Below are 17,824 nucleotides of genomic sequence, written 5' to 3' on the forward strand. Positions count from 1 at the left end.
ACATCCGTCAGCTACTGGCCTCGGCAGGCTCGTTCGTTGGAGTGAGAAAGTCCCATTCGCGGATGGCGAAGCCGACGATGTCGATGCGCCGCTGGAGGTGTTCCCACTCGCGGGCGATCTCACGGCGGCGGTCTTCGTCGTCGGCGTCGAGACCCTCCTCGGCGAGCGTTCCGCGAAGGTGGTTCGGTGACTCGACGTCGAATTCGTCCTCCCAGTCGCGGATCTGCGCTTTCATGTCGGCGAGACGGTCCGTGAGTTCCTCGACAGTGTGCCCGCTGTCGCGAAGCCGCATCGCTTCCTGCATCGCTTGGCGGCGGTAATCAGGGTAGTACGTCGTGTGAGTACCGCTCTCGTCACGGTGGAGGATCCCGTCGTCGACGAGTCGTTCGAGGACGCGCTTGGTCGGCTCGTGTGACCAGCCCGCTTCGGAGGCGATCCAGTTTGCCGTCCGCGGCTCCGACAACTGTCGGGCGGCCATCCTCACCCGGTCTTCGCCCGTGGTCTGGCGCTCCATCAGACCCTTGGAATTCGATTCGTCGTCGGTCATACCCTTCCGTTCGCGCTCTATCTTCATATAAGTTGAGTCCCTTCGTTCTATATCGAACTTGGGTATTCCGCCAAGTCTTCGACGTAGCTGAGTGGAGCTACAGCAAACTCACAGCCCGGTCTCGGGGGCTCTAACCTGGGGGAAGCGCCGTTCTGAGCCGATTGCAGCATTCGTGGTTCACCGACGGCGTCGGGGTACTTCAAAGTGGTCGTGATTACCGGCGTAATCATGACCAACTGGCTTAATTCTCATTCTCTTCTAATCACGCGTTTAGAAGCCCACAGCCGGAGAAATTCGGTAAGTAGCTATTCCGTAAATCATATACTGCTATACTATTTTTCGGCTGCTCCCGAGGCCAGTCTTAGAGACTAGCTGAGAGTCAGCCCTTGTGCAGTACAATCTGTAGTATCTGGTATGCAAACATTCATTCTCTCTAATAACCACTAGATATGCGGTAATCATACTATGAATCCCGAGAAATTCCTCCAATCTCTTCTAGACTCCCGGGTACAAGCCAATGCTAGCACATCACATCGGAGCCAGCATCCAACGCGTATCCGCGTCTTGCAAGCCCTCCAACGTGGAAGCCTCTGTATTCCCGATCTTGCAGAGATGACAGATGTTACTCGCCAGACGACGTATCGAGCGGTTGCCCCACTCGAAGAAGCCGGTCTCGTTCGAGAGCGGAACGAGCGGTACACGTTGACCTGCTCTGGAGCGAGACTGCTGCAGGCCTACTCCAATATCGATGCGAAGGTAACAATCGAATCGCTTGCCCGCCTCGCACGTTCATCACACCAACAGTGGCTACTCCGTGCTCTCAGTGAAGAGCCCATGAGAAAGAGCAATGTCATCGAGCGTGCCCGAGATGAGAGAGCAATCTCTCGAACGACGGTCCATCGGATCATCACCTGTCTGCAGAAAGATGGCTACGTCGAGCTCCGAGCAGGTGTCTATGAACTATCAGAGACAGGTGAGCTACTTCAGCAGGCATTCGAACAACTTCAGACCATAGCAGCAGGAGCTATTGAATACAAGAAGTTCATTCGGTGGCTACCCGCTGAGCTCGATTCATTCCCGCTCGAAGCCCTTGAAGAATCCACGCTTATACATAACACTCCTGACCAGCCCCACAACGTATTGAACGCGTTCGTGAGCGGTGCTAAAGTAGATTTAGAGCGACTACAGGGTATGAGTGCCATCCGGAGCCCTGCACTCGATCAGGCATATCGTCCCGTCATCGAACATACCCCCAATGTCACCGTTATATTCACTGACCAGGTTCTCTTCCAATTCCACGCCGCCGACCGATTTGTGGACTATGCCGCACAGGAAGATTATTCGCTCTACCTCGAAGAGGGCTCCATCAGGCCAGGAGTACGACTGCTGTTCGTCCCCGGACCGATACCGCTTCATCTCGCGATATACGACGATTCGCGGGTAATCATGGCACCTGCTCCCTCAACTGGAGTTACGGAAGCAGAGTCAACAGCTCTCGACTCATCCGACTCCTGTGTTATAGAATGGGTACAGGGCCTCTTCAACCAATACCTCGAAGGCGCTCGTCCGCCTATACGTGTATTTCAGGAGCATGTAGCAAGTGCCCTCAGAGATGAACAAAGTCGCGAACGTTCGGTTCAATCGTCAGTACCACAGACGGAGGTAACATGATTTGTTGGAAAGAAATGTTCCACAACTCGTTACACTGTCCTTGGAGTTGCCCTATTGACCGTTGCTCGCTTCTGAATCGTCATGGCCGAAAGACAAACTCAATCTAGTATGGCCACTAACCATGGTTCCCCGGTGGTTGAGAGTGAATCCCATCCAGAACCGACACCCCAGGATGAGAGTCACAGCGCTGCCACCGGTAATGAGTGGCAGAGCGTGACGTTCTCCGTGCCGTGGGTCGTCCGTGGAGCTGACACGGGACAAGATGCCATCAATATCGCGGTTAGCGAAGTCGGCAAGCGGATTAGTGCTGCCAGCGATCGCACAAGGAACCGTAATATCGAGGTTCAAAGCCTGGGTTGCAACGACTGTAACAGTAGGACAGAAGCCCTGCTGTTGGTTTCAAAGACTGCGCTCGTCGGTCTCTTTGTGACCCTTGATGTCCAGGCTAAGTCAGCAGAGGAGGCAGAGCGAAGGGCTCGAAGAGAGATTGGGCCACATCTGGAAGATACACCACTCACGTCGGTCGACGTATCGCGTGAGTAGTCAACACCGTACATTTCTAATGTTAATAGCGTTAGAAACACTGCCAATGTTAAAAACATAGAGAGTGTTTCTAACAGCATGGGGGGGGGAGTCGAAATCTCGCTCTTGCTAAAGTACCCGTCTTAGACCGATTAATGACGTTCTCAGCGTCAATGGTCTCTGATACGTAATCAGCGTTAGAAACATTATTAATATTAGAACCGTCAGACAAGTGGCTGACTAACGTTTTTAGCGTTAGAAACAGTCGAAATGAATAGAGCATTAGAAATGTCGGAAACCACCCAACCAGAGGTAATCGCAGTATCGTTCCAGAAAGGCGGAACAGGAAAGACCTTCACCGCACTCAACCTCGCGGGTGGACTCGCAGCACGCGGGTTCGATGTCCTCCTTATCGACCTCGATCCACAGGGGTCGCTAACGGCAAACCTCGGTAAGAGAGAAGTCTACGAGGACATCGACCAGCTGTCACTGGACAACGTTCTCCTGGATGTGAACAAGTGGTCGGAGATCAACGAGATCATCCTCAAGGATCACGAGGAGTTCGATCTGATTCCTTCGAACACGACGTTCAACGGGAACAAGACGCCACTCGATTCGGCTGATGCCGGTGAGAACCGACTCGGCAAGGTCATCGAACAAATCGACCAAGACTACCATTTCATCGTCTGTGACTGTCCGCCTGATCTTTCAGCGTATTCGAAGAATGCTGTCACGGCCGGCGAGAACGTCATCGTACCGATGCAGCCGCGCTCGGAGATGATACACTCGGCGAACCTGCTGTTTGACCACTACGAGACGCTGGCGATGATGCACAGCCTCGAAATCGAGTATCTTGCGTTCACTATGACCTACGATTCGACGAAGCTCACCAAAGAAAAGCGAAAGGTCATCGACTGGTTCGAGGACACATTCGACGAGAAAGGAGTCCTCGTCGACGACAGAGCTGCCTTCGACCGAGCAAAATGGAATCAGGCGTCGATCTACACACACAGTGAGGCTGTCGAGAACGACCAATTCCCTGTATTTGACCAAGTCGTGCAGCATGTCCTCGAGCAGACATCACCTCCAGATCACGATGTCGACCTCAAACACGCACGGAACATGAGTACCGAAGAACTCCGAGAGCGTATCAAGGAGGCCCCTGAAGCATGAGCGATCTCGAACAAGAAATGGAAGAGACGGCCGAGCGAGCAAAGGCACTGGGTGTGAGCGGTGATCAGCCGACAGACCCATCTGAGTTAGTTAAAGAGGACGAGGAGACAGTAGATGATGAGCACGACGGCGGTGAAACTGCGAGCGAAGAAGAGGAAACAACAGAAACGTCAGCAACATCAGAAACGTTAGAAACGCAAGAAACTGAAGAGAAAGGAGACGAAGGGGACCCTGAACCAGGCGGTCTTGACGATCACGTCTACCCGAACCCAGACAAGGACTTGGGGGCGCTGATCGATACATACGAAAATTTCAACGTGTACGTTCCTCCCGAAGTGAAAAAGGAGGTCAACGCGTTCTATAAGCAGGTAGACTACGAGTTCTCCCAAGAGTTCGGAGGTGAACTCGACAAGCACTGGGACTTCTACACGGCTCTCTTCAGAGCAGTGCTACAGAATCGAGAGATTGTCCGAGAAGAGTTGGGGATGTCTGAATCAGAATAAAACATTGTGGCTCAACAAATCCTGATGAACCGTAACGATCCATCTGTCATCTCGTACCAGAGCTGACTGACCACCGTGGTCTTTTTATCGAAAAATGGTGGAAGAATACACGTTGAGAGTTCTGTGATAGGCGGTATTACGCTTATTGGAGTAAACGTAAGCACTTGAGCTCAAGTCTGTGTTGTCCATATTCGGGGGTTTAAAGGCTCATACACACGGTTTTAGGACTAGTCGACACACCATATACTGTATGCCGCTATACTATTTTTAGCTCGTTGGAAGTTGATTACTTCGGAGTTCGGGAGTACAGAGCCAACGCTGTGGATCATCCCTGGATCTGCTTTCCGTGCAGAGAAAGTACCGCCTCAGCCGGTCGCAGACCCTTTGGTAACAATCGTGAGCTGCTCGCTAGTGATATCTGCAAGACTGAGACGGTTCATAAAATCGCTGCAGTTGAGCGATTAGAGGAGACATCGGAGACAATCGATAATACCGCTGGCGAACTCTCGGAAGAAACGACAGTGCTAGAGTTCGAAATTACACGAGAAACCGGACTGGTGTATCTTGAGTACCAGCCGTCGCCGTCAATGACGAGCATGTTCGACATCCTTGCCGCATACTCACTCATCGTCGTGCCACCGATAGAGTACACAGACGACTATGGCAAGCGTGGCATTCGACTCACAGTGGCTGGCACCGAGTCCGCGATTACTGCTATCTCTGCAGAGGTGCCCCACGGAATCGAATTGCATCCCGAACAAGTCGGGGAATACGTCCCTGAACGGCCTGGGCTATCGGGCCTGTTGACTGATCGGCAACAGACCGTGTTCGAGGTTGCCGTCGAGGTCGGGTATTACGAAGTCCCACGGGAAACGACGCACGAACAGATCGCTACCGAAGTCTATCGGTCCCCGGCGACGATCTCTGAACAGCTCCAGCGCATCGAATCAAAATTCCTGCTCCAGTATCTCGGTGACTAAGTAGATTTTATATATACTCCAAGAATACTCGGGATTAAAGCTACTAGCAACCATCCTAAATTGGGAGTATGACTGCTACCGGTGACGCGATTCTCGTTGTCGGCGGATACGGGACCATCGGCCGCACGGTCTGTAATGAATTGGCCAATAGCGTGTCAGAAGGGGTTATTGCGGCTGGCCGTTCCCCCGAAAAGGCACATCGCTTCGCCGACACTATTGCAGGAGTGAATGCTCGTACGCTCGACGTGAACGAGGAGTCATTCGATGAGTCCCTCGCTGGCGTCGGAACGGTCGTCATGTGTCTCGATGCAGCGGACGCCACGTTCGCCAGATCTTGTTTCGAGCGCGGTATCGACTACGTCGACATCTCACCGGACGATTCACTTCTCCGAGACATCGAAACAGCCGATGGCATCGCCCGTAAGAACGGATCTACAGCTGTCCTCAGCGTGGGTCTGTCCCCAGGAATGACAAACCTGTTTGTTTCCGATGCGGCTGCCGAACTCGATACCGTCGACAGGGCCGACATCACGTTGCTCCTCGGTCTCGGCGAAGCATTCGGCCCGGATACGATCAAATGGACCGTCGAAGACGCGTTCGGGCGCTTTTCAGTGCAGAATTCCGAGCAATCAATTTCTGTGACTGGTCTCACGGAGCCGCGAATGGTCAGGATTCCGGAGTGGGGGCGACGGCGGGCGTATCGAGCGAATCTCGCGGATCAACAGGTGCTCGCCCGGACTACGGACATCCCCACGGTGGAAAGCCGACTCTGTTACGACTCTCGTGTTGTCACCCGCTACCTGGCAGCGTTACGTCGGACTGGGCTGTTCCAGCCGGTCGTGTCGATGCTCGGCGTCAACATTATCGTGAAACTGGCCGACACCCTTCCGGTTGGTTCCGACGAATCGGTCATCAAGACGGCGGTTCGCGGCTCGAAGAACGGTCGCCTCAGCCGCATCGAACAATGGGTTCGTGGGCCAGACCAGGCCCGCGCGACGGCACTCGTTGCAGTTCAAGTTACATCGGAACTGGTGGGATCGTCACAACCAGCGGGCGTCTTGCACATTCAGGAACTGTTCGACAGTTCGCCGTTCGTCGAGACGCTACTGGAGGGAAATTACGAAGTTGGCCGTACACAGCAGCAGGGTCGAGTATCCTGAGGTCACGGTTGAGGTAGCCCCACCAGAACAGGTCCTCGACCTGATAATCGAATTCGGTGGCGAGCTTCAGGGCTAGTTCAAAACTCGGGTCTACCGGTCACGCTCTCACTGGGGCTTCAAACCAAACATATTGAGGCCCATCAGACCGAGTTTTAGTTTAGACTCATTCTAACTTTAGATGGGTCTAATTTATATGTTGGGCGAGGAATAAGCGCACATGGCTATGCTAAGGCTTGACCAGCGGAGGAGATCATGCCATCGATAGATTACAACAGCGCAGCGAAGGTCACAGAACGCCTCGAAGAGCGACTAGTCGAATCACTCACCGGTGAAACGAACGTCAGTCGCCGCACCGTCCTCGGCGGTCTCGGTGTTGCCGGGAGTGCAGCAGTTGGACTGGGGAGTTCCCGAGCAAGTGCCTCGTCCGGTCACGACGATGAAGACGAACACGGTAACTTCGGTGCGGTGGGCGAATATCGAGATTTGAATTTCGATCCGCATGAGTTTCTCACCGCGTTCAATACAGGAGAGAGTGGGCAGGATAACATTCCTCAACAGGTTTACGAAGAGGACAGCCGAACCGTACGGGAATTCGAGTTCACTGCCGTCGACACGAGGATAACTATCGCGCCGGGCGTCGAGTTTCAAGCGTGGGCGTACAACGGCCAAGTGCCGGGTCCGACGATCCGCGCCGTCGAGGGCGACCTGATTCGCGTGGAGTTTACGAATCTCGGACGACACGCGCACACGATTCATCCACACCTGAAGAACCTCAACCCGCGAATGGACGGGATTCCCCAGAACGGCCCCGGCGTCCTTGATACGGGTGAATCCTTCACCTATGAGTGGATCGCCCAGCCCGCCGGTACGCACTTCTATCACTGCCACTCGCTCCCCCTGAAAGAGCACATCCATCGCGGACTCTACGGCACGATCATCGTTGATCCGGACCCCGACCGCGTCAGGGAGAACCCACGCGATTACGTCAATTACCCCGGTCCGATTACCGACGACTTCCGGGCGCAGCTCGTCGAAGAGGCAAAGAGCCGGAATCACGAGTACGCCGAAAACGACGCCGTGAACGAGATGGTGATGGTGATGAACTCGTTCGATACCAACTTCGACGGCGGAAACGAGGTCTACGCGGCGAACACACGGGCGTTTGGATATGGAGTCGGTGACACCGACGGACAGGGCAACTGGACGGCGGGTGAGACGAAACGCCCCATCCAAATCGACAAGAACGAACGCCAGCGCGTGTACCTCTCCAATGCGACGGAGTTCGATCTCATCAATTCGTTCCACACGCACTCGCAGTTCTTCGACTACTACGACCACGGGACAACGCTGACGCCGACGAGCAAAACCGTGGACACGATTATGCAGTGCCAAGCACAGCGCGGCATCATCGAGATGGACTACTCCAACCACGAGCCAGGACTGTACATGTTCCACGCCCACCAGTCCGAGTTCGCCGAACTCGGCTGGATGAGTTTCTTCGAGGTGGTCTAATATGACGGACAAGACACGAGATTCGACGACGGACGGTGGTGTACCAGCCGAGAACGAGAGCATACAACCGCTCGGGCTTCCGCGATGGGTCAGCGCGTTACTCCCGATCGTGTTGCTCGTGCTCGTCCTGGGCTTATTCGCGTTCACATCACCGCTCGCCGGTGTTCAGAGCGGCACCCCGCTCCCAGACGTGACGGTCACGCATACGACGCTTCCGAGCGACGAAACGGTCGTACTGCACGTGACGAACAACGGGCCCGAATCCGTGACGATATCACAGGTCCTCGTCGACGAAGCCTACTGGGATTTCCGGGTTGAAGGAGCTGGTGGTGACCAAACGCTCGCCCCGATGGAAAGCGCACAGATCGTGATCCCCTATCACTGGAATCCGGGATGGGATCTCGAAGTCGCTCTCGTACTGTCTGACGGGGCGACGTTCCATAACACGATCGTCGCTCCGAGTCAGTCACCCGGGTTTAGTCTCAGTCTGCTCGGAACGCTGGCAGTCATCGGGCTGTTCGTCGGCGTAATCCCGGTCGCCTTGGGGATGCTCTGGTTCCCCTACATCAAGACGATGAGCGATCGGTGGCTGCACGCCGTGCTCATATTTGCGGCCGGCGTACTGGGCTTCTTGGCGTTTGACGCCGGGTTCGAGGCGTTCGAACTCGCCGAGCGGGTTCCAGGCGCGTACGAGGGTAACCTCCTGGTCGTCTTCGGAATCTTCGGCGCACTCCTCCTCGTCCAGGCGATCAGTGCGTGGCGTGAGGGCCGTGTCGCCGCTGGTGATAGTCGTGCTAGCAGCGGTCTCTGGATTGCGTATCTGGTCGCCGTAGGAATCGGCCTGCACAACCTCGCGGAAGGACTTGCTATCGGGAGTTCGTTCGCACTCGGTCGCGTGTCGCTCGGTGCATTCCTCGTGATCGGGTTTATGCTCCACAACGTGACGGAGGGGCCGGCTGTCATTGCGCCGGTCGCCCGCGGAAAACGTCCGTCGCTGAAGCACTTCGCCGCGCTGGGCGTCATCGCCGGCGCGCCCGTCATCCTCGGTGGCTGGATCGGCAGCCTCGCCTACTCACCGACGATCGGCGCCTTCTTCCTCGCTATCGGCGTTGGCGCTATCCTGCAGGTCAACTGGGAGATTGCGAGCATGGTTCGTGATGCAGGGGGTCGCGTGGCCAGTGCCACGAATCTGCTTGCATTTCTGCTCGGACTCGGCATTATGTACGTGACTGACCTCTTCGTGGCGCTCTAATAGGCACACCCCATCTCTGTTACAATGTCATTCGAAATCTACGATCGACGGACGGTGTTACGACTCGGCACTGCCACCATGGCGACGCTCAGCACGGCTGGGTGTTTGGGTGGACAATCCTCGTCGGCACAGACCGTCACGATGCCCGGTGATCTCACATTTGACCCGAAGACCGCGACGAGCAAACCTGGTGAGTCGGTTACGTGGACGAACGAGAGTGACATCGAGCACACGGTTACGGCGTATGAAGACGAGATTCCAGACGCGGCGGCGTACTTCGCAAGTGGTGGCTTCGAGTCAGAGCGTGCCGCGAGGAACCGGATCACCGAAGGGCTCATAGCTCCGGGAGAGAGCTACGAGCACACGTTCGATCAGCCGGGAACGTACGGGTACTTCTGTATCCCACATGAGGGGTCTGAGATGGTCGGGACAGTGCGAGTGAGGTAAGCGGACAACCGACATTCAATTCTCCAAGCCGTCGCCGTCCCTATTACACATATGGTTGAGGCTCTCACTCATGCTATACTTATCTTCCGTGACGACGTATAAATTGTATGTTCATCGGACATTTTCTGGCTGCGTTCGCCATAGCGGCGAGTGTCGCCGTATGGCGGGGGTGGCCAGAAGAGCGCGCGCTTGCGGTCGGGGCGGTGGCTGGCTCGTTCGCGACGCTCCCAGATATTGATATGCTGTACGCCGTAGTTGGGCTTGTCGGAAGCCTGGAAGGCGCCTTCGTAACCTTTGACGCGTTCTGGGCTATCGCAAACGAGATTCATCGCGGGGCCACCCACTCGCTGATCGTCGGTGTCTTCGCAGCAATCGGGTTTGCCGCTTGGCGCGCTCGCGATGGCTACAATTCTGGGGCCGGCACACTCGGTGGCCTCATCCTCGGCGGCCTGGTCCTCATCGTGACGGTCGTCGGTGGGATAGCTCCGGGCGCTGTGGTCGCCGCGTTCGTTCTTGCTGGAGTCGGGTTGGTTACATTTGCCGAGCGCGTCGGTCTCGGCCCGAGAGCCGTTCTCGGTGCTGGAGCCCTCGGGCTCTTATCGCACCCGTTCGGAGATGTATTAGCCGGCCCGTCGCCGGCGTTATTCTATCCACTTCTTACCGAATCCGGGTTATTGAACGGTCAGATTCTCCTCAACCCCGATCCGACACTACATCTTCTCAGCGCCTTCTTCATTGAGCTCACGATTATTTGGATGGGACTACTCGTCGTCGCACGGCTGCGAGGATGGCGCCTCAAGCGACACATCAATCGGCGTGCAGCGCTCGGGGTTACTTACGCAGGTGCGGTTTTCGCAATCCCCCTACCGACTGTTGAGACCGCGTCACCGTTCGTATTCACCGTCCTCACAGTCGGTTTTATTGGCACTCCGAGTCGTTCGGATTGGCGAGAAGATAGATCGATTCAGCTGATCGATGCTGTTGCGACTGCGCTTGCTGCCATTACGCTCGCGGCCGCCGCGTACACCGTGACATATCTAGTGCTCCTCGGGTAGTCATACAGTCCCTTGAGAGATGGTCAATCCTGGTCATGAGAAAATCAACGTGTTCTATTCATCTTCTAGTTCTGACAGTCGAAACCGTGCTATCCGGAGATCAATCAGAGCCGGAAATTGGAATTGTTAAGATTGTCGTCGCCAGACTATCTCTATCCCAGCCCACAGCAGGCAACTAGTGAGGAGGACCACGAGTTCGAGGACCTCCAGAAATCCCATCCAGACCGGTGTGATGTACATAAGACCATTCAAGTACTTCCCGGGGATGAGCTGTTTAGCAATGATAAGTAAACTATCACGCAAACTGCCTGTTCGTGAGTCAAGATTCGCTTGCGTCGCACTCGGCCCACCGGCACTCTCGTCTCCAGTCCCGAGACGTTCCGCCTCGTATGGGAAAGCGATATTGACGCTCCAAACCACCTCACCTTGTTTGTCAACTTCGAATACACGATTCCCGTTCGAATCTGTTATCAAAGTGTGACCGTTCGGGAGCCGGTCGGCGTCCCGTGGCCACTGCATCCGCGTGTCTCGCCACACCCACGACTGTTCCCAGCTGTCTCCCGTTCGTTGGTACTCAACGACACGGTTGTTCTCCGAATCTCCGACGAGGACTGCGGGACCGCCACGCTCAGTGGGGATGTAATCCGGATTGTGCTGTTCGTAGAGGATACTGTAGTTGTCCTCCTCGCCGAGCGTCCATCCTTCGATGAGACCACTCCGGTTGAGGAACACGACCCGGTCCTGGTTCCGGGCACTCACCATGAGCTGGCCATCCTCGAGCACTTCGATGTCATTGATATGTGTCCAATCCTCAGGGTATGGACCACCCGTTTCTCTGGGGAATGCGCTACTGGCGTTCCACGTCCACTCGGTCTGGTCGGAGGTGGAATTCACAACGAATACCCGGTCGAGGTAGATATCTGCGACGGCCAAGTGTGTCTCGTTGAGCCGGTCGGCATCGTGGTAGCGTGTTGCTTCCTTCCCGGGGGTGGTTTCGCTCCAGACGCGCGTTACCTCGCCGGTCGTCAAGTTGACGCGTTCGTATCCGTTGCGCGTGCAGGCGTCGGTCGAGCGAGCAGCCTCATATTCGTTCCAGACTTCCTCGTCAACCCGGCGCTGGGCAAAATTAGTTGTATTTGGACAGGCCGACGGCTCGAGGTGGTCTGCGAACATATACTCTACAGTGGTTCTCGTTTCAGGTACCGGATCGACGTCCCAGTACCGCGTATGTGAGTCATTGTAGTAGAGGATACTTCCGTCCGGGTTGAATGCGACAAGTTCTGCTCGGGCACGAGGCCCGCTACTCGCCTCACCTCGCCACGAATTTGAATCAGTCGCGACGACAGTAATATTGTCGCGAGGTTCGACGGCCTGTTGCTGTGGGTTCGCAACCCCCTGGTTCGTGAGATGGCTCTCGAAGGTATCGTTGGTTGCGCCAAGCGTATATCCGTAGGCTAAACCAATACTGGATAAACCGATTATGATGATGAAGAATATACGGAGAAAAGACTTGGATGCCACAATAGATTCTCTGACCAGGGACTAGTTGGTTATACGTGGGTTAAGATAGGTCTTAACTTTAGAGAATCGCACCGTAGAGCACTGCAAAGGCTGTGATTCCCTTTCTGGTCGATTCTCGGATACTGGAGTGGGGAAACCGGTGTCTGAATAGCACGGGTCGAAATTTCAGCACACCGAGCCATGTTCGATGAGTCAGCGTTCTCCCCACGTTTCACGCTCCAGTTCGCACACAAGTATATCGAGTGGCCAGTCTCAAATACAGGCCAAACCTCGTTTTGCGCCCCAGTGAATCGCCTCGGGATCTAGCCTCGGGGCATTCGCTTAACCGCTTGTAAATGTGCCTAGCGTGTCGATCCACGTCATTGTGAATCGGTTCGCTGCACGCCGCGACCTATTTGATAGGTGAAGGTGGACGTCAGGTGTCGTAGGACCGGTCGGGCTCGATCCGTGACAACCGCATCGCGTTCCCGGTGACGCCGAGGCTCATTCCCATGTCGCCGACGATGACCGCGACCGCGACGCTCACCAGTCCCAGTGGGACGCCGAGTGCAAGCAGGGCCTTCACGCCGAGGCTCGACCAGATGTTCTGACGGATCACGCCGTTCGCCGTGTGCGACAGCCCGTAGAGATACGGCAGCTTGCCGATGTCGTCGCCCATCAGCGCGATGTCGGCGGTCTCGATTGCGGTGTCCGTTCCGGCCGCGCCCATCGCGATGCCGACCTCAGCGGTCGCCAGCGCAGGCGCGTCGTTGATGCCGTCGCCGACCATCGCCACGTCGCCGTACTCCGCCTGTAACGCCTCCACGGCATCGACCTTCTCGTCGGGCAATAGTTCTGCGCGATACTCGTCGACGCCGACCTGTTCGGCGATCGCACGGGCCGTCCCCTCGTTGTCGCCGGTCAGCATCACGACATGCGCGACGCCGAGTTCGTGCAGCCGTGCGACCGCCCGTTCGGCGGCCGGCCGCACCTCGTCGGCAATGGCGATAATGCCGATCAATTCGGTATCCGTGCCGACGAGGACTACCGTCTTCCCCTCATTCTCGAACCGCGAGATCGCGCCGTCCTCGAGGTCGGTGCAGTCCTCGCGTTCGCACTGCTCGTGGGCCACTTCGGCGACTGCGCCGCCGTCGGCACGGAGGTGGGCGTGCGACAGGTCGAAACCCAACTCCTCGAAGAGGGCGGGCTTGCCTGCATAGTACGTCTCACCGTCGATGTCTGCGCTGATCCCCTTCCCGGTGATGCTCTCGAATTTCTCGATACTCGGCACGTCATCGCCGGCATCCTTCTCGGCGCGTTCGAGTATCGCCTCGGCGATTGGGTGTTCGCTTCGCTGCTCGAGTGCAGCCGCGTGCCGGAGTACCGTCTCGTCGTTCGTACCGCCAAGCGCTACGATGTCCGTGACCGCGAGTTCGCCCTTGGTGAGGGTACCAGTCTTGTCGAGGGCGATGGCGTCGACATCGCCCATCGCTTCGAGGTGGTTTCCGCCTTTGATGAGGACACCGTTCTTCGCGGCACTGGTGATCCCCGACACCACGGAGACTGGCGTCGAGATGACAAACGCACACGGGCAGGCGATCACCAGCAGAGTAAGCCCCCGAATGAACCACGCCTGCCAGTCGCCCGCGAAGGTGAACCCGTAACCGGCTAGGTCCACCGACACCGGGTCAGCGATAACCAGCGGCGGGATAGCGGCGGTCAGGATTGCCAGCACGACGACGAGGGGTGTGTAGTAGCCGGCGAACTGGTCGACGAACTGCTCGGACTCGGTCTTCTTCGCCTGTGCGCCCTGCACCATCTCGATGATCTGCGAGAGCGTCGAATCCGAGGCGGCCGAAGTGGCCTCGAACTCGAGGTATCCTTCCTCGTTGATGCTGCCCGCGTACACTTCGTCGCCGGCAGCCTTGTCGACGGGGACGCTCTCGCCCGTGATCGGCGACTGGTCGACTGCACTCTCGCCTTCGATGACCGTCCCGTCGAGCGGAATCTTGTCACCGGGGCGAACAACCACGGTCTCGCCCACCTCCACTTCGTCGGCGGGCACCGTGACTTCCTCACCATCGCGAAGGACGGTCGCCTCCTCTGGCGAAAGTTCCATCAACTCACGCAGGGAGTCTCGCGCCCTGTCCATCGCGTAGTCTTCGAGCAGTTCGGCGATACTGAACAAGACAGCCAGCGTCGCGGCCTCGACGAAATAGCCGATGCCGGTCGCTGCGATGATGGCCGTCCCCATTAGCAGGTCGATGTCCAGACTCCGGTTCTTCGCGGAGTAGTACCCGCTACGGACGACCGGGATGCCACTGGCCGCGACGGCGCCGAGGAACAGGACATCTGCGATGTGGAGCGGGTACTCGAGGACACTTGCGATGGCGATATTCTGTCCTGCGAGGAGGAACTCGAAGAGGAGCCCGGCGGTGAGGAACGCCGCGCCGAGCCACGTCTTATTCGCGCGAGGACTCGTCCAGACCTCCGATGGTGGTGCGATGTCGACGCCATCGGCCGCCTGGTTGTCCTCATCATCGCCCTCGGCGTCCGAGCCCCCGACGACCTCGTAGCCGGCGGACTCAATCGCGTTGACCACGTCGGCCTCACTGGTGCGATCTGGATTGTACGTGATGTTGGCCGTGCCGGTCGTTGGCTGGAGCGTGGCGTCGACGATGCCGTCGACGCGCTGGAGGCTCTTGTCGACCTTCTGGGCGCAGGACGGACAGTCCATCTCGGGAACGACGAGGCGAGCGGTCAGCTCCCGTCGATGGCCGTCCCCGCTCGCGTCCCCCGCTGTGTTCGGATTCTCTGTCATTACCTCACTGTAGGGGCGTCAGTTCGATAAGCCTTAGTTGGAATATTCCAAACCGAGAATCAGCGTGTTGCCGGGGTCTCTTCGGGCGACTGGTCGCCGGCGACGTGCTGCTTCGCCAAGTGTTCTTCCGCCCGACGGAGTCGGTAGGTGAGCGTCGACCGCGGCAGGTCGAGATGCTCGGCCAACGTGCCGACATCGACCTCTCGGGGCGACTCGTAGTACCCGTGTTCGACGGCTGCTTGGAGTGCAGCTTCCTGCTCCGGCGACAGGACGCCATGCTTCTCGTCGGCTCCCCCCATCGACGCCGTCGTCTCCGTGGTTCGGAGCATCTCCATCTGGGCGCAGTCTCCGACAGCGACTTCGAGCGCGTCGAAGAACGCGGCCATGTCGCCCTCTCCGGAGTGGATGAGCCGCCACGTGTAGTGGCGGCCCTCGTGACGAGTCTCGAACAGCACGCCGTCGCCGAGGTGATCGCGGGCGATGTGGGGGACGGACGCGCAGGTGGGGGTTCGCTCCCAGTCGGAGTAGAGAACGAGCGTGTCGTCCGTGCTATCGAGGACGCGGGTGGTCTGAGTTGCACTGCAATCCTCGGTAGCCAAACAGTCGGCGTAGTAGTCGCTAGTGAGAAAGGCATCCTCGATGGCGTCGAGTGCGTCCGGGCTGCCGCTGGCGTGGTCGACTCGCCAGAGCTGCTCGGCAGTGGCGTGCAGCGAGAGCGAGCGGACGCGGGCGTCGGGGTGGTCGGCGAGGGCGTCCGCTACCCTGTTACACCCCGGCTCGTATTCGAGGGCGAAGACGAGTTCGCGCATACTCACACGTAAAGGGTGGCTGGATATAACACGTCGGCTCGGAGTTGCCATCGTACTGGTTAGAGTCAGATCACGTCGTCGGGGTCGTGTACCTCCTGCATTCGTTGGGCCTCGGCGGCGTACTGCTCCTGCAGATCGGCATCGTTGACCGAACCGAGATTGTCCGGCTCGGTATCGACGGCAGCCGTCGTGTCGCGGACGTCGGTGAAGGAAGTGAGGGCCCGCTCCTTGCGGTAGTACTGTTCGCCGTCTGGGGTCGCATAGGTGAGGATGATAAGGTTCTGCTCGTCGTCGGAATACGTCCGCTCGACGAGCCAGACGCGGACACTGTTCGAATGGGAATCGTCGGGCATAGCTGCTTGTTCACTCTCGGGTCGGAAATGGGTAGTGTTAGAAGTGTAGCTAGAGTTGACTCGTTTACGGTGAATTCTATGATATCTGTCGAATCTGTGACTCATTCCTCCTGTTTCGAATACGAACCATTGGTCTATACTGACAGTTGTGAGGTGGCTATCAATGGAAACTTACGCCTGTCTTATTAATATTTCAGCACATGAGTGAGCTCTAGGACGTCTTCACCGGTGCTAGTCCGATCTTTGCACTTCGTCGGGTATCAGTGTTCGATATCCGGACTGGTCTGTCGGAGGCAAACGATTCGTTCGATCCGTCTCCGTACCGGTCTTGGTTGTCCTCGGGGTAGTGACCGCTCTGGGAATCACGATTCGCTAATGATTCAAATCAATCTATGACACGACTCTCGAAACAGTGGGTTCAGCACAATCAAGTCGGTATCTACGCCGTCGGTGTCATCCTCGCAATTGGTGTCGGCCTCGGACTTTCAAGCGCGAGCTCTCTCTTGGAACCGCTTATCAATCCCGTGTTGGCTGTCCTGTTGTACGTCACGTTCCTCGAGATACCGTTTGTCCAAATCCGGCAGGCCTTCCGGAACGCCCAGTTCATGACGGCTGCGCTCGGGATGAACTTCGTGGTCGTGCCGGTCGTCGTATTTGGTCTCACGCGGTTCCTGCCACAGGAGCCGGTGATTCTCGTTGGCGCGTTTATGGTGTTGTTGACGCCGTGTATCGACTACGTCATTACGTTCACCGAACTTGCCGGCGGTGACGCCGAACAGATTACTGCCGCGACGCCGGCGCTGATGCTCATCCAGCTGTTGTTGCTCCCGCTGTATCTCTGGCTGTTCATGGGCCAGCAGGTGGCCGAATTCATCGAGGCAGGGCCGTTCATCGAGGCGTTCGTCGTCATTATCGCGCTGCCGCTGACGCTCGCGTGGGCGACTGAATACTGGGCTGGCCGGTCCGAGCGCGGCGCTCAGTGGCAGAACACGATGGGCTGGTTTCCGGTTCCGATGATGGGGGCGACGCTGTTCGTCGTGATCGCCTCCCAACTGCCGCGCGTCCAGGATTCAATCGGACAGATCGTGTCGGTCGTCCCGATCTACGTTGCGTTTCTGGTCATTATGCCGTTGCTCGGTCGGTTAGTGGCTGGAGTGCTCGAGATGGGAGCTGGCGAGAGCCGGGCCCTCGTGTTCACCGCTGTCACACGGAACTCGCTTGTCATTCTTCCGCTGGCGCTCGCGCTGCCATCGGGCTATGGGCTCGCACCAGCGGTGGTCGTTACTCAGACGCTCGTCGAGCTGACGGGGATGGTGGTCCTCACGCGAGTCGTCCCGGCGTGGTTGGTACCGGAAACCCCCCAATCAGCCCCTTTAGTGTGATGTTGGATAATCGGTAGTGGTTGATGTATCAACTGCGAGGTCACTCGGGACGAACCACTTCCCTCGGCGTACTCATACATCCAGCCTCTGCTTGATCTCGCTGTCCCATTAGGTGGGAATCCGCCTGAGAGTTTTAT

General features: G+C 57.2%; 16 protein-coding genes. 11 read left to right on the plus strand and 5 right to left on the minus strand.

Annotated features, from left to right (window positions below; genetic code table 11):
- Positions 1–7 precede the first annotated feature (7 nt).
- Positions 8–547: a hypothetical protein gene (locus tag D3D01_RS16215; protein ID WP_121513028.1), complete on the minus strand. Its 540-nt coding sequence runs from the start codon at positions 545–547 to the stop codon at positions 8–10.
- A 465-nt stretch (positions 548–1,012) separates the two neighbouring features.
- Between D3D01_RS16215 and D3D01_RS16225 the strand changes: the two genes are divergently transcribed.
- From D3D01_RS16225 to D3D01_RS16270, 10 genes are all read left to right on the plus strand, one after another.
- Positions 1,013–2,218 carry a winged helix-turn-helix transcriptional regulator gene (locus D3D01_RS16225; protein WP_121512940.1) on the plus strand — a complete coding sequence of 402 codons (1,206 nt, stop codon included), beginning with the start codon at positions 1,013–1,015 and terminating at the stop codon, positions 2,216–2,218.
- A 108-nt stretch (positions 2,219–2,326) separates the two neighbouring features.
- Positions 2,327–2,761 carry a DUF555 domain-containing protein gene (locus tag D3D01_RS16230; protein WP_158600487.1) on the plus strand — a complete coding sequence of 145 codons (435 nt, stop codon included), beginning with the start codon at positions 2,327–2,329 and terminating at the stop codon, positions 2,759–2,761.
- A 267-nt stretch (positions 2,762–3,028) separates the two neighbouring features.
- Entirely contained in the window at positions 3,029–3,913 is an 885-nt protein-coding gene (locus D3D01_RS16235) for a ParA family protein (RefSeq protein WP_121512942.1), read from the plus strand.
- Entirely contained in the window at positions 3,910–4,416 is a 507-nt protein-coding gene (locus D3D01_RS16240) for a hypothetical protein (RefSeq protein ID WP_121512943.1), read from the plus strand. The genes D3D01_RS16235 and D3D01_RS16240 overlap by 4 nt, the downstream gene beginning before the upstream one ends.
- Positions 4,417–4,937: 521 nt before the next feature.
- Positions 4,938–5,396, plus strand: a complete 459-nt coding sequence (locus D3D01_RS16245) for a helix-turn-helix domain-containing protein (protein ID WP_199725411.1) — start codon at positions 4,938–4,940, stop codon at positions 5,394–5,396.
- Between the two features lie 68 nt (positions 5,397–5,464).
- Entirely contained in the window at positions 5,465–6,556 is a 1,092-nt protein-coding gene (locus tag D3D01_RS16250; RefSeq protein ID WP_121512944.1) for a saccharopine dehydrogenase family protein, read from the plus strand.
- Between the two features lie 252 nt (positions 6,557–6,808).
- On the plus strand, positions 6,809–8,068 hold the full coding sequence (locus D3D01_RS16255; RefSeq protein ID WP_121512945.1) for a multicopper oxidase domain-containing protein: 1,260 nt from the start codon (positions 6,809–6,811) through the stop codon (positions 8,066–8,068).
- 1 nt (position 8,069) lies between these two features.
- Positions 8,070–9,320 carry a ZIP family metal transporter gene (locus D3D01_RS16260; protein ID WP_121512946.1) on the plus strand — a complete coding sequence of 417 codons (1,251 nt, stop codon included), beginning with the start codon at positions 8,070–8,072 and terminating at the stop codon, positions 9,318–9,320.
- A gap of 24 nt (positions 9,321–9,344) precedes the next feature.
- Complete coding sequence (locus D3D01_RS16265; RefSeq protein WP_121512947.1) at positions 9,345–9,767, plus strand: plastocyanin/azurin family copper-binding protein; 423 nt, start codon at positions 9,345–9,347, stop codon at positions 9,765–9,767.
- Positions 9,768–9,874: 107 nt separating this feature from the next.
- The gene (locus D3D01_RS16270) at positions 9,875–10,822 is read left to right on the plus strand and encodes a metal-dependent hydrolase (RefSeq protein WP_121512948.1); all 948 of its coding nucleotides are present in this window, start codon (positions 9,875–9,877) and stop codon (positions 10,820–10,822) included.
- A 126-nt stretch (positions 10,823–10,948) separates the two neighbouring features.
- Here D3D01_RS16270 and D3D01_RS16275 read toward each other — a convergent pair whose 3' ends face one another.
- The 4 genes from D3D01_RS16275 to D3D01_RS16290 form a co-directional block, all read right to left on the minus strand.
- The gene (locus D3D01_RS16275) at positions 10,949–11,995 is read right to left on the minus strand and encodes an arylsulfotransferase family protein (protein ID WP_233563428.1); all 1,047 of its coding nucleotides are present in this window, start codon (positions 11,993–11,995) and stop codon (positions 10,949–10,951) included.
- Between the two features lie 763 nt (positions 11,996–12,758).
- Positions 12,759–15,143, minus strand: coding sequence for a cation-translocating P-type ATPase (locus D3D01_RS16280; RefSeq protein ID WP_121512950.1), 2,385 nt, complete (start codon positions 15,141–15,143; stop codon positions 12,759–12,761).
- Between the two features lie 59 nt (positions 15,144–15,202).
- Positions 15,203–15,952 carry a helix-turn-helix domain-containing protein gene (locus tag D3D01_RS16285; RefSeq protein ID WP_121512951.1) on the minus strand — a complete coding sequence of 250 codons (750 nt, stop codon included), beginning with the start codon at positions 15,950–15,952 and terminating at the stop codon, positions 15,203–15,205.
- Between the two features lie 65 nt (positions 15,953–16,017).
- Complete coding sequence (locus D3D01_RS16290; RefSeq protein ID WP_121512952.1) at positions 16,018–16,305, minus strand: hypothetical protein; 288 nt, start codon at positions 16,303–16,305, stop codon at positions 16,018–16,020.
- Between the two features lie 392 nt (positions 16,306–16,697).
- Between D3D01_RS16290 and D3D01_RS16295 the strand changes: the two genes are divergently transcribed.
- Positions 16,698–17,687 carry an arsenic resistance protein gene (locus D3D01_RS16295; protein ID WP_121512953.1) on the plus strand — a complete coding sequence of 330 codons (990 nt, stop codon included), beginning with the start codon at positions 16,698–16,700 and terminating at the stop codon, positions 17,685–17,687.
- The last annotated feature ends 137 nt before the right edge of the window (positions 17,688–17,824 follow it).

Source organism: Haloarcula sp. Atlit-7R, assembly GCF_003666065.1.
GTDB classification, from domain to species: domain Archaea; phylum Halobacteriota; class Halobacteria; order Halobacteriales; family Haloarculaceae; genus Haloarcula; species Haloarcula taiwanensis.

Coding starts and splice junctions, on each gene's coding strand:
- D3D01_RS16215 (WP_121513028.1), bottom strand. CDS start 547: ATGACCGACGACGAATCGAATTCCAAGGGTCTGATGGAGCGCCAGACC.
- D3D01_RS16225 (WP_121512940.1), top strand. CDS start 1,013: ATGAATCCCGAGAAATTCCTCCAATCTCTTCTAGACTCCCGGGTACAA.
- D3D01_RS16230 (WP_158600487.1), top strand. CDS start 2,327: ATGGCCACTAACCATGGTTCCCCGGTGGTTGAGAGTGAATCCCATCCA.
- D3D01_RS16235 (WP_121512942.1), top strand. CDS start 3,029: ATGTCGGAAACCACCCAACCAGAGGTAATCGCAGTATCGTTCCAGAAA.
- D3D01_RS16240 (WP_121512943.1), top strand. CDS start 3,910: ATGAGCGATCTCGAACAAGAAATGGAAGAGACGGCCGAGCGAGCAAAG.
- D3D01_RS16250 (WP_121512944.1), top strand. CDS start 5,465: ATGACTGCTACCGGTGACGCGATTCTCGTTGTCGGCGGATACGGGACC.
- D3D01_RS16255 (WP_121512945.1), top strand. CDS start 6,809: ATGCCATCGATAGATTACAACAGCGCAGCGAAGGTCACAGAACGCCTC.
- D3D01_RS16260 (WP_121512946.1), top strand. CDS start 8,070: ATGACGGACAAGACACGAGATTCGACGACGGACGGTGGTGTACCAGCC.
- D3D01_RS16265 (WP_121512947.1), top strand. CDS start 9,345: ATGTCATTCGAAATCTACGATCGACGGACGGTGTTACGACTCGGCACT.
- D3D01_RS16270 (WP_121512948.1), top strand. CDS start 9,875: ATGTTCATCGGACATTTTCTGGCTGCGTTCGCCATAGCGGCGAGTGTC.
- D3D01_RS16275 (WP_233563428.1), bottom strand. CDS start 11,995: ATGTTCGCAGACCACCTCGAGCCGTCGGCCTGTCCAAATACAACTAAT.
- D3D01_RS16280 (WP_121512950.1), bottom strand. CDS start 15,143: ATGACAGAGAATCCGAACACAGCGGGGGACGCGAGCGGGGACGGCCAT.
- D3D01_RS16285 (WP_121512951.1), bottom strand. CDS start 15,952: ATGCGCGAACTCGTCTTCGCCCTCGAATACGAGCCGGGGTGTAACAGG.
- D3D01_RS16290 (WP_121512952.1), bottom strand. CDS start 16,305: ATGCCCGACGATTCCCATTCGAACAGTGTCCGCGTCTGGCTCGTCGAG.
- D3D01_RS16295 (WP_121512953.1), top strand. CDS start 16,698: ATGACACGACTCTCGAAACAGTGGGTTCAGCACAATCAAGTCGGTATC.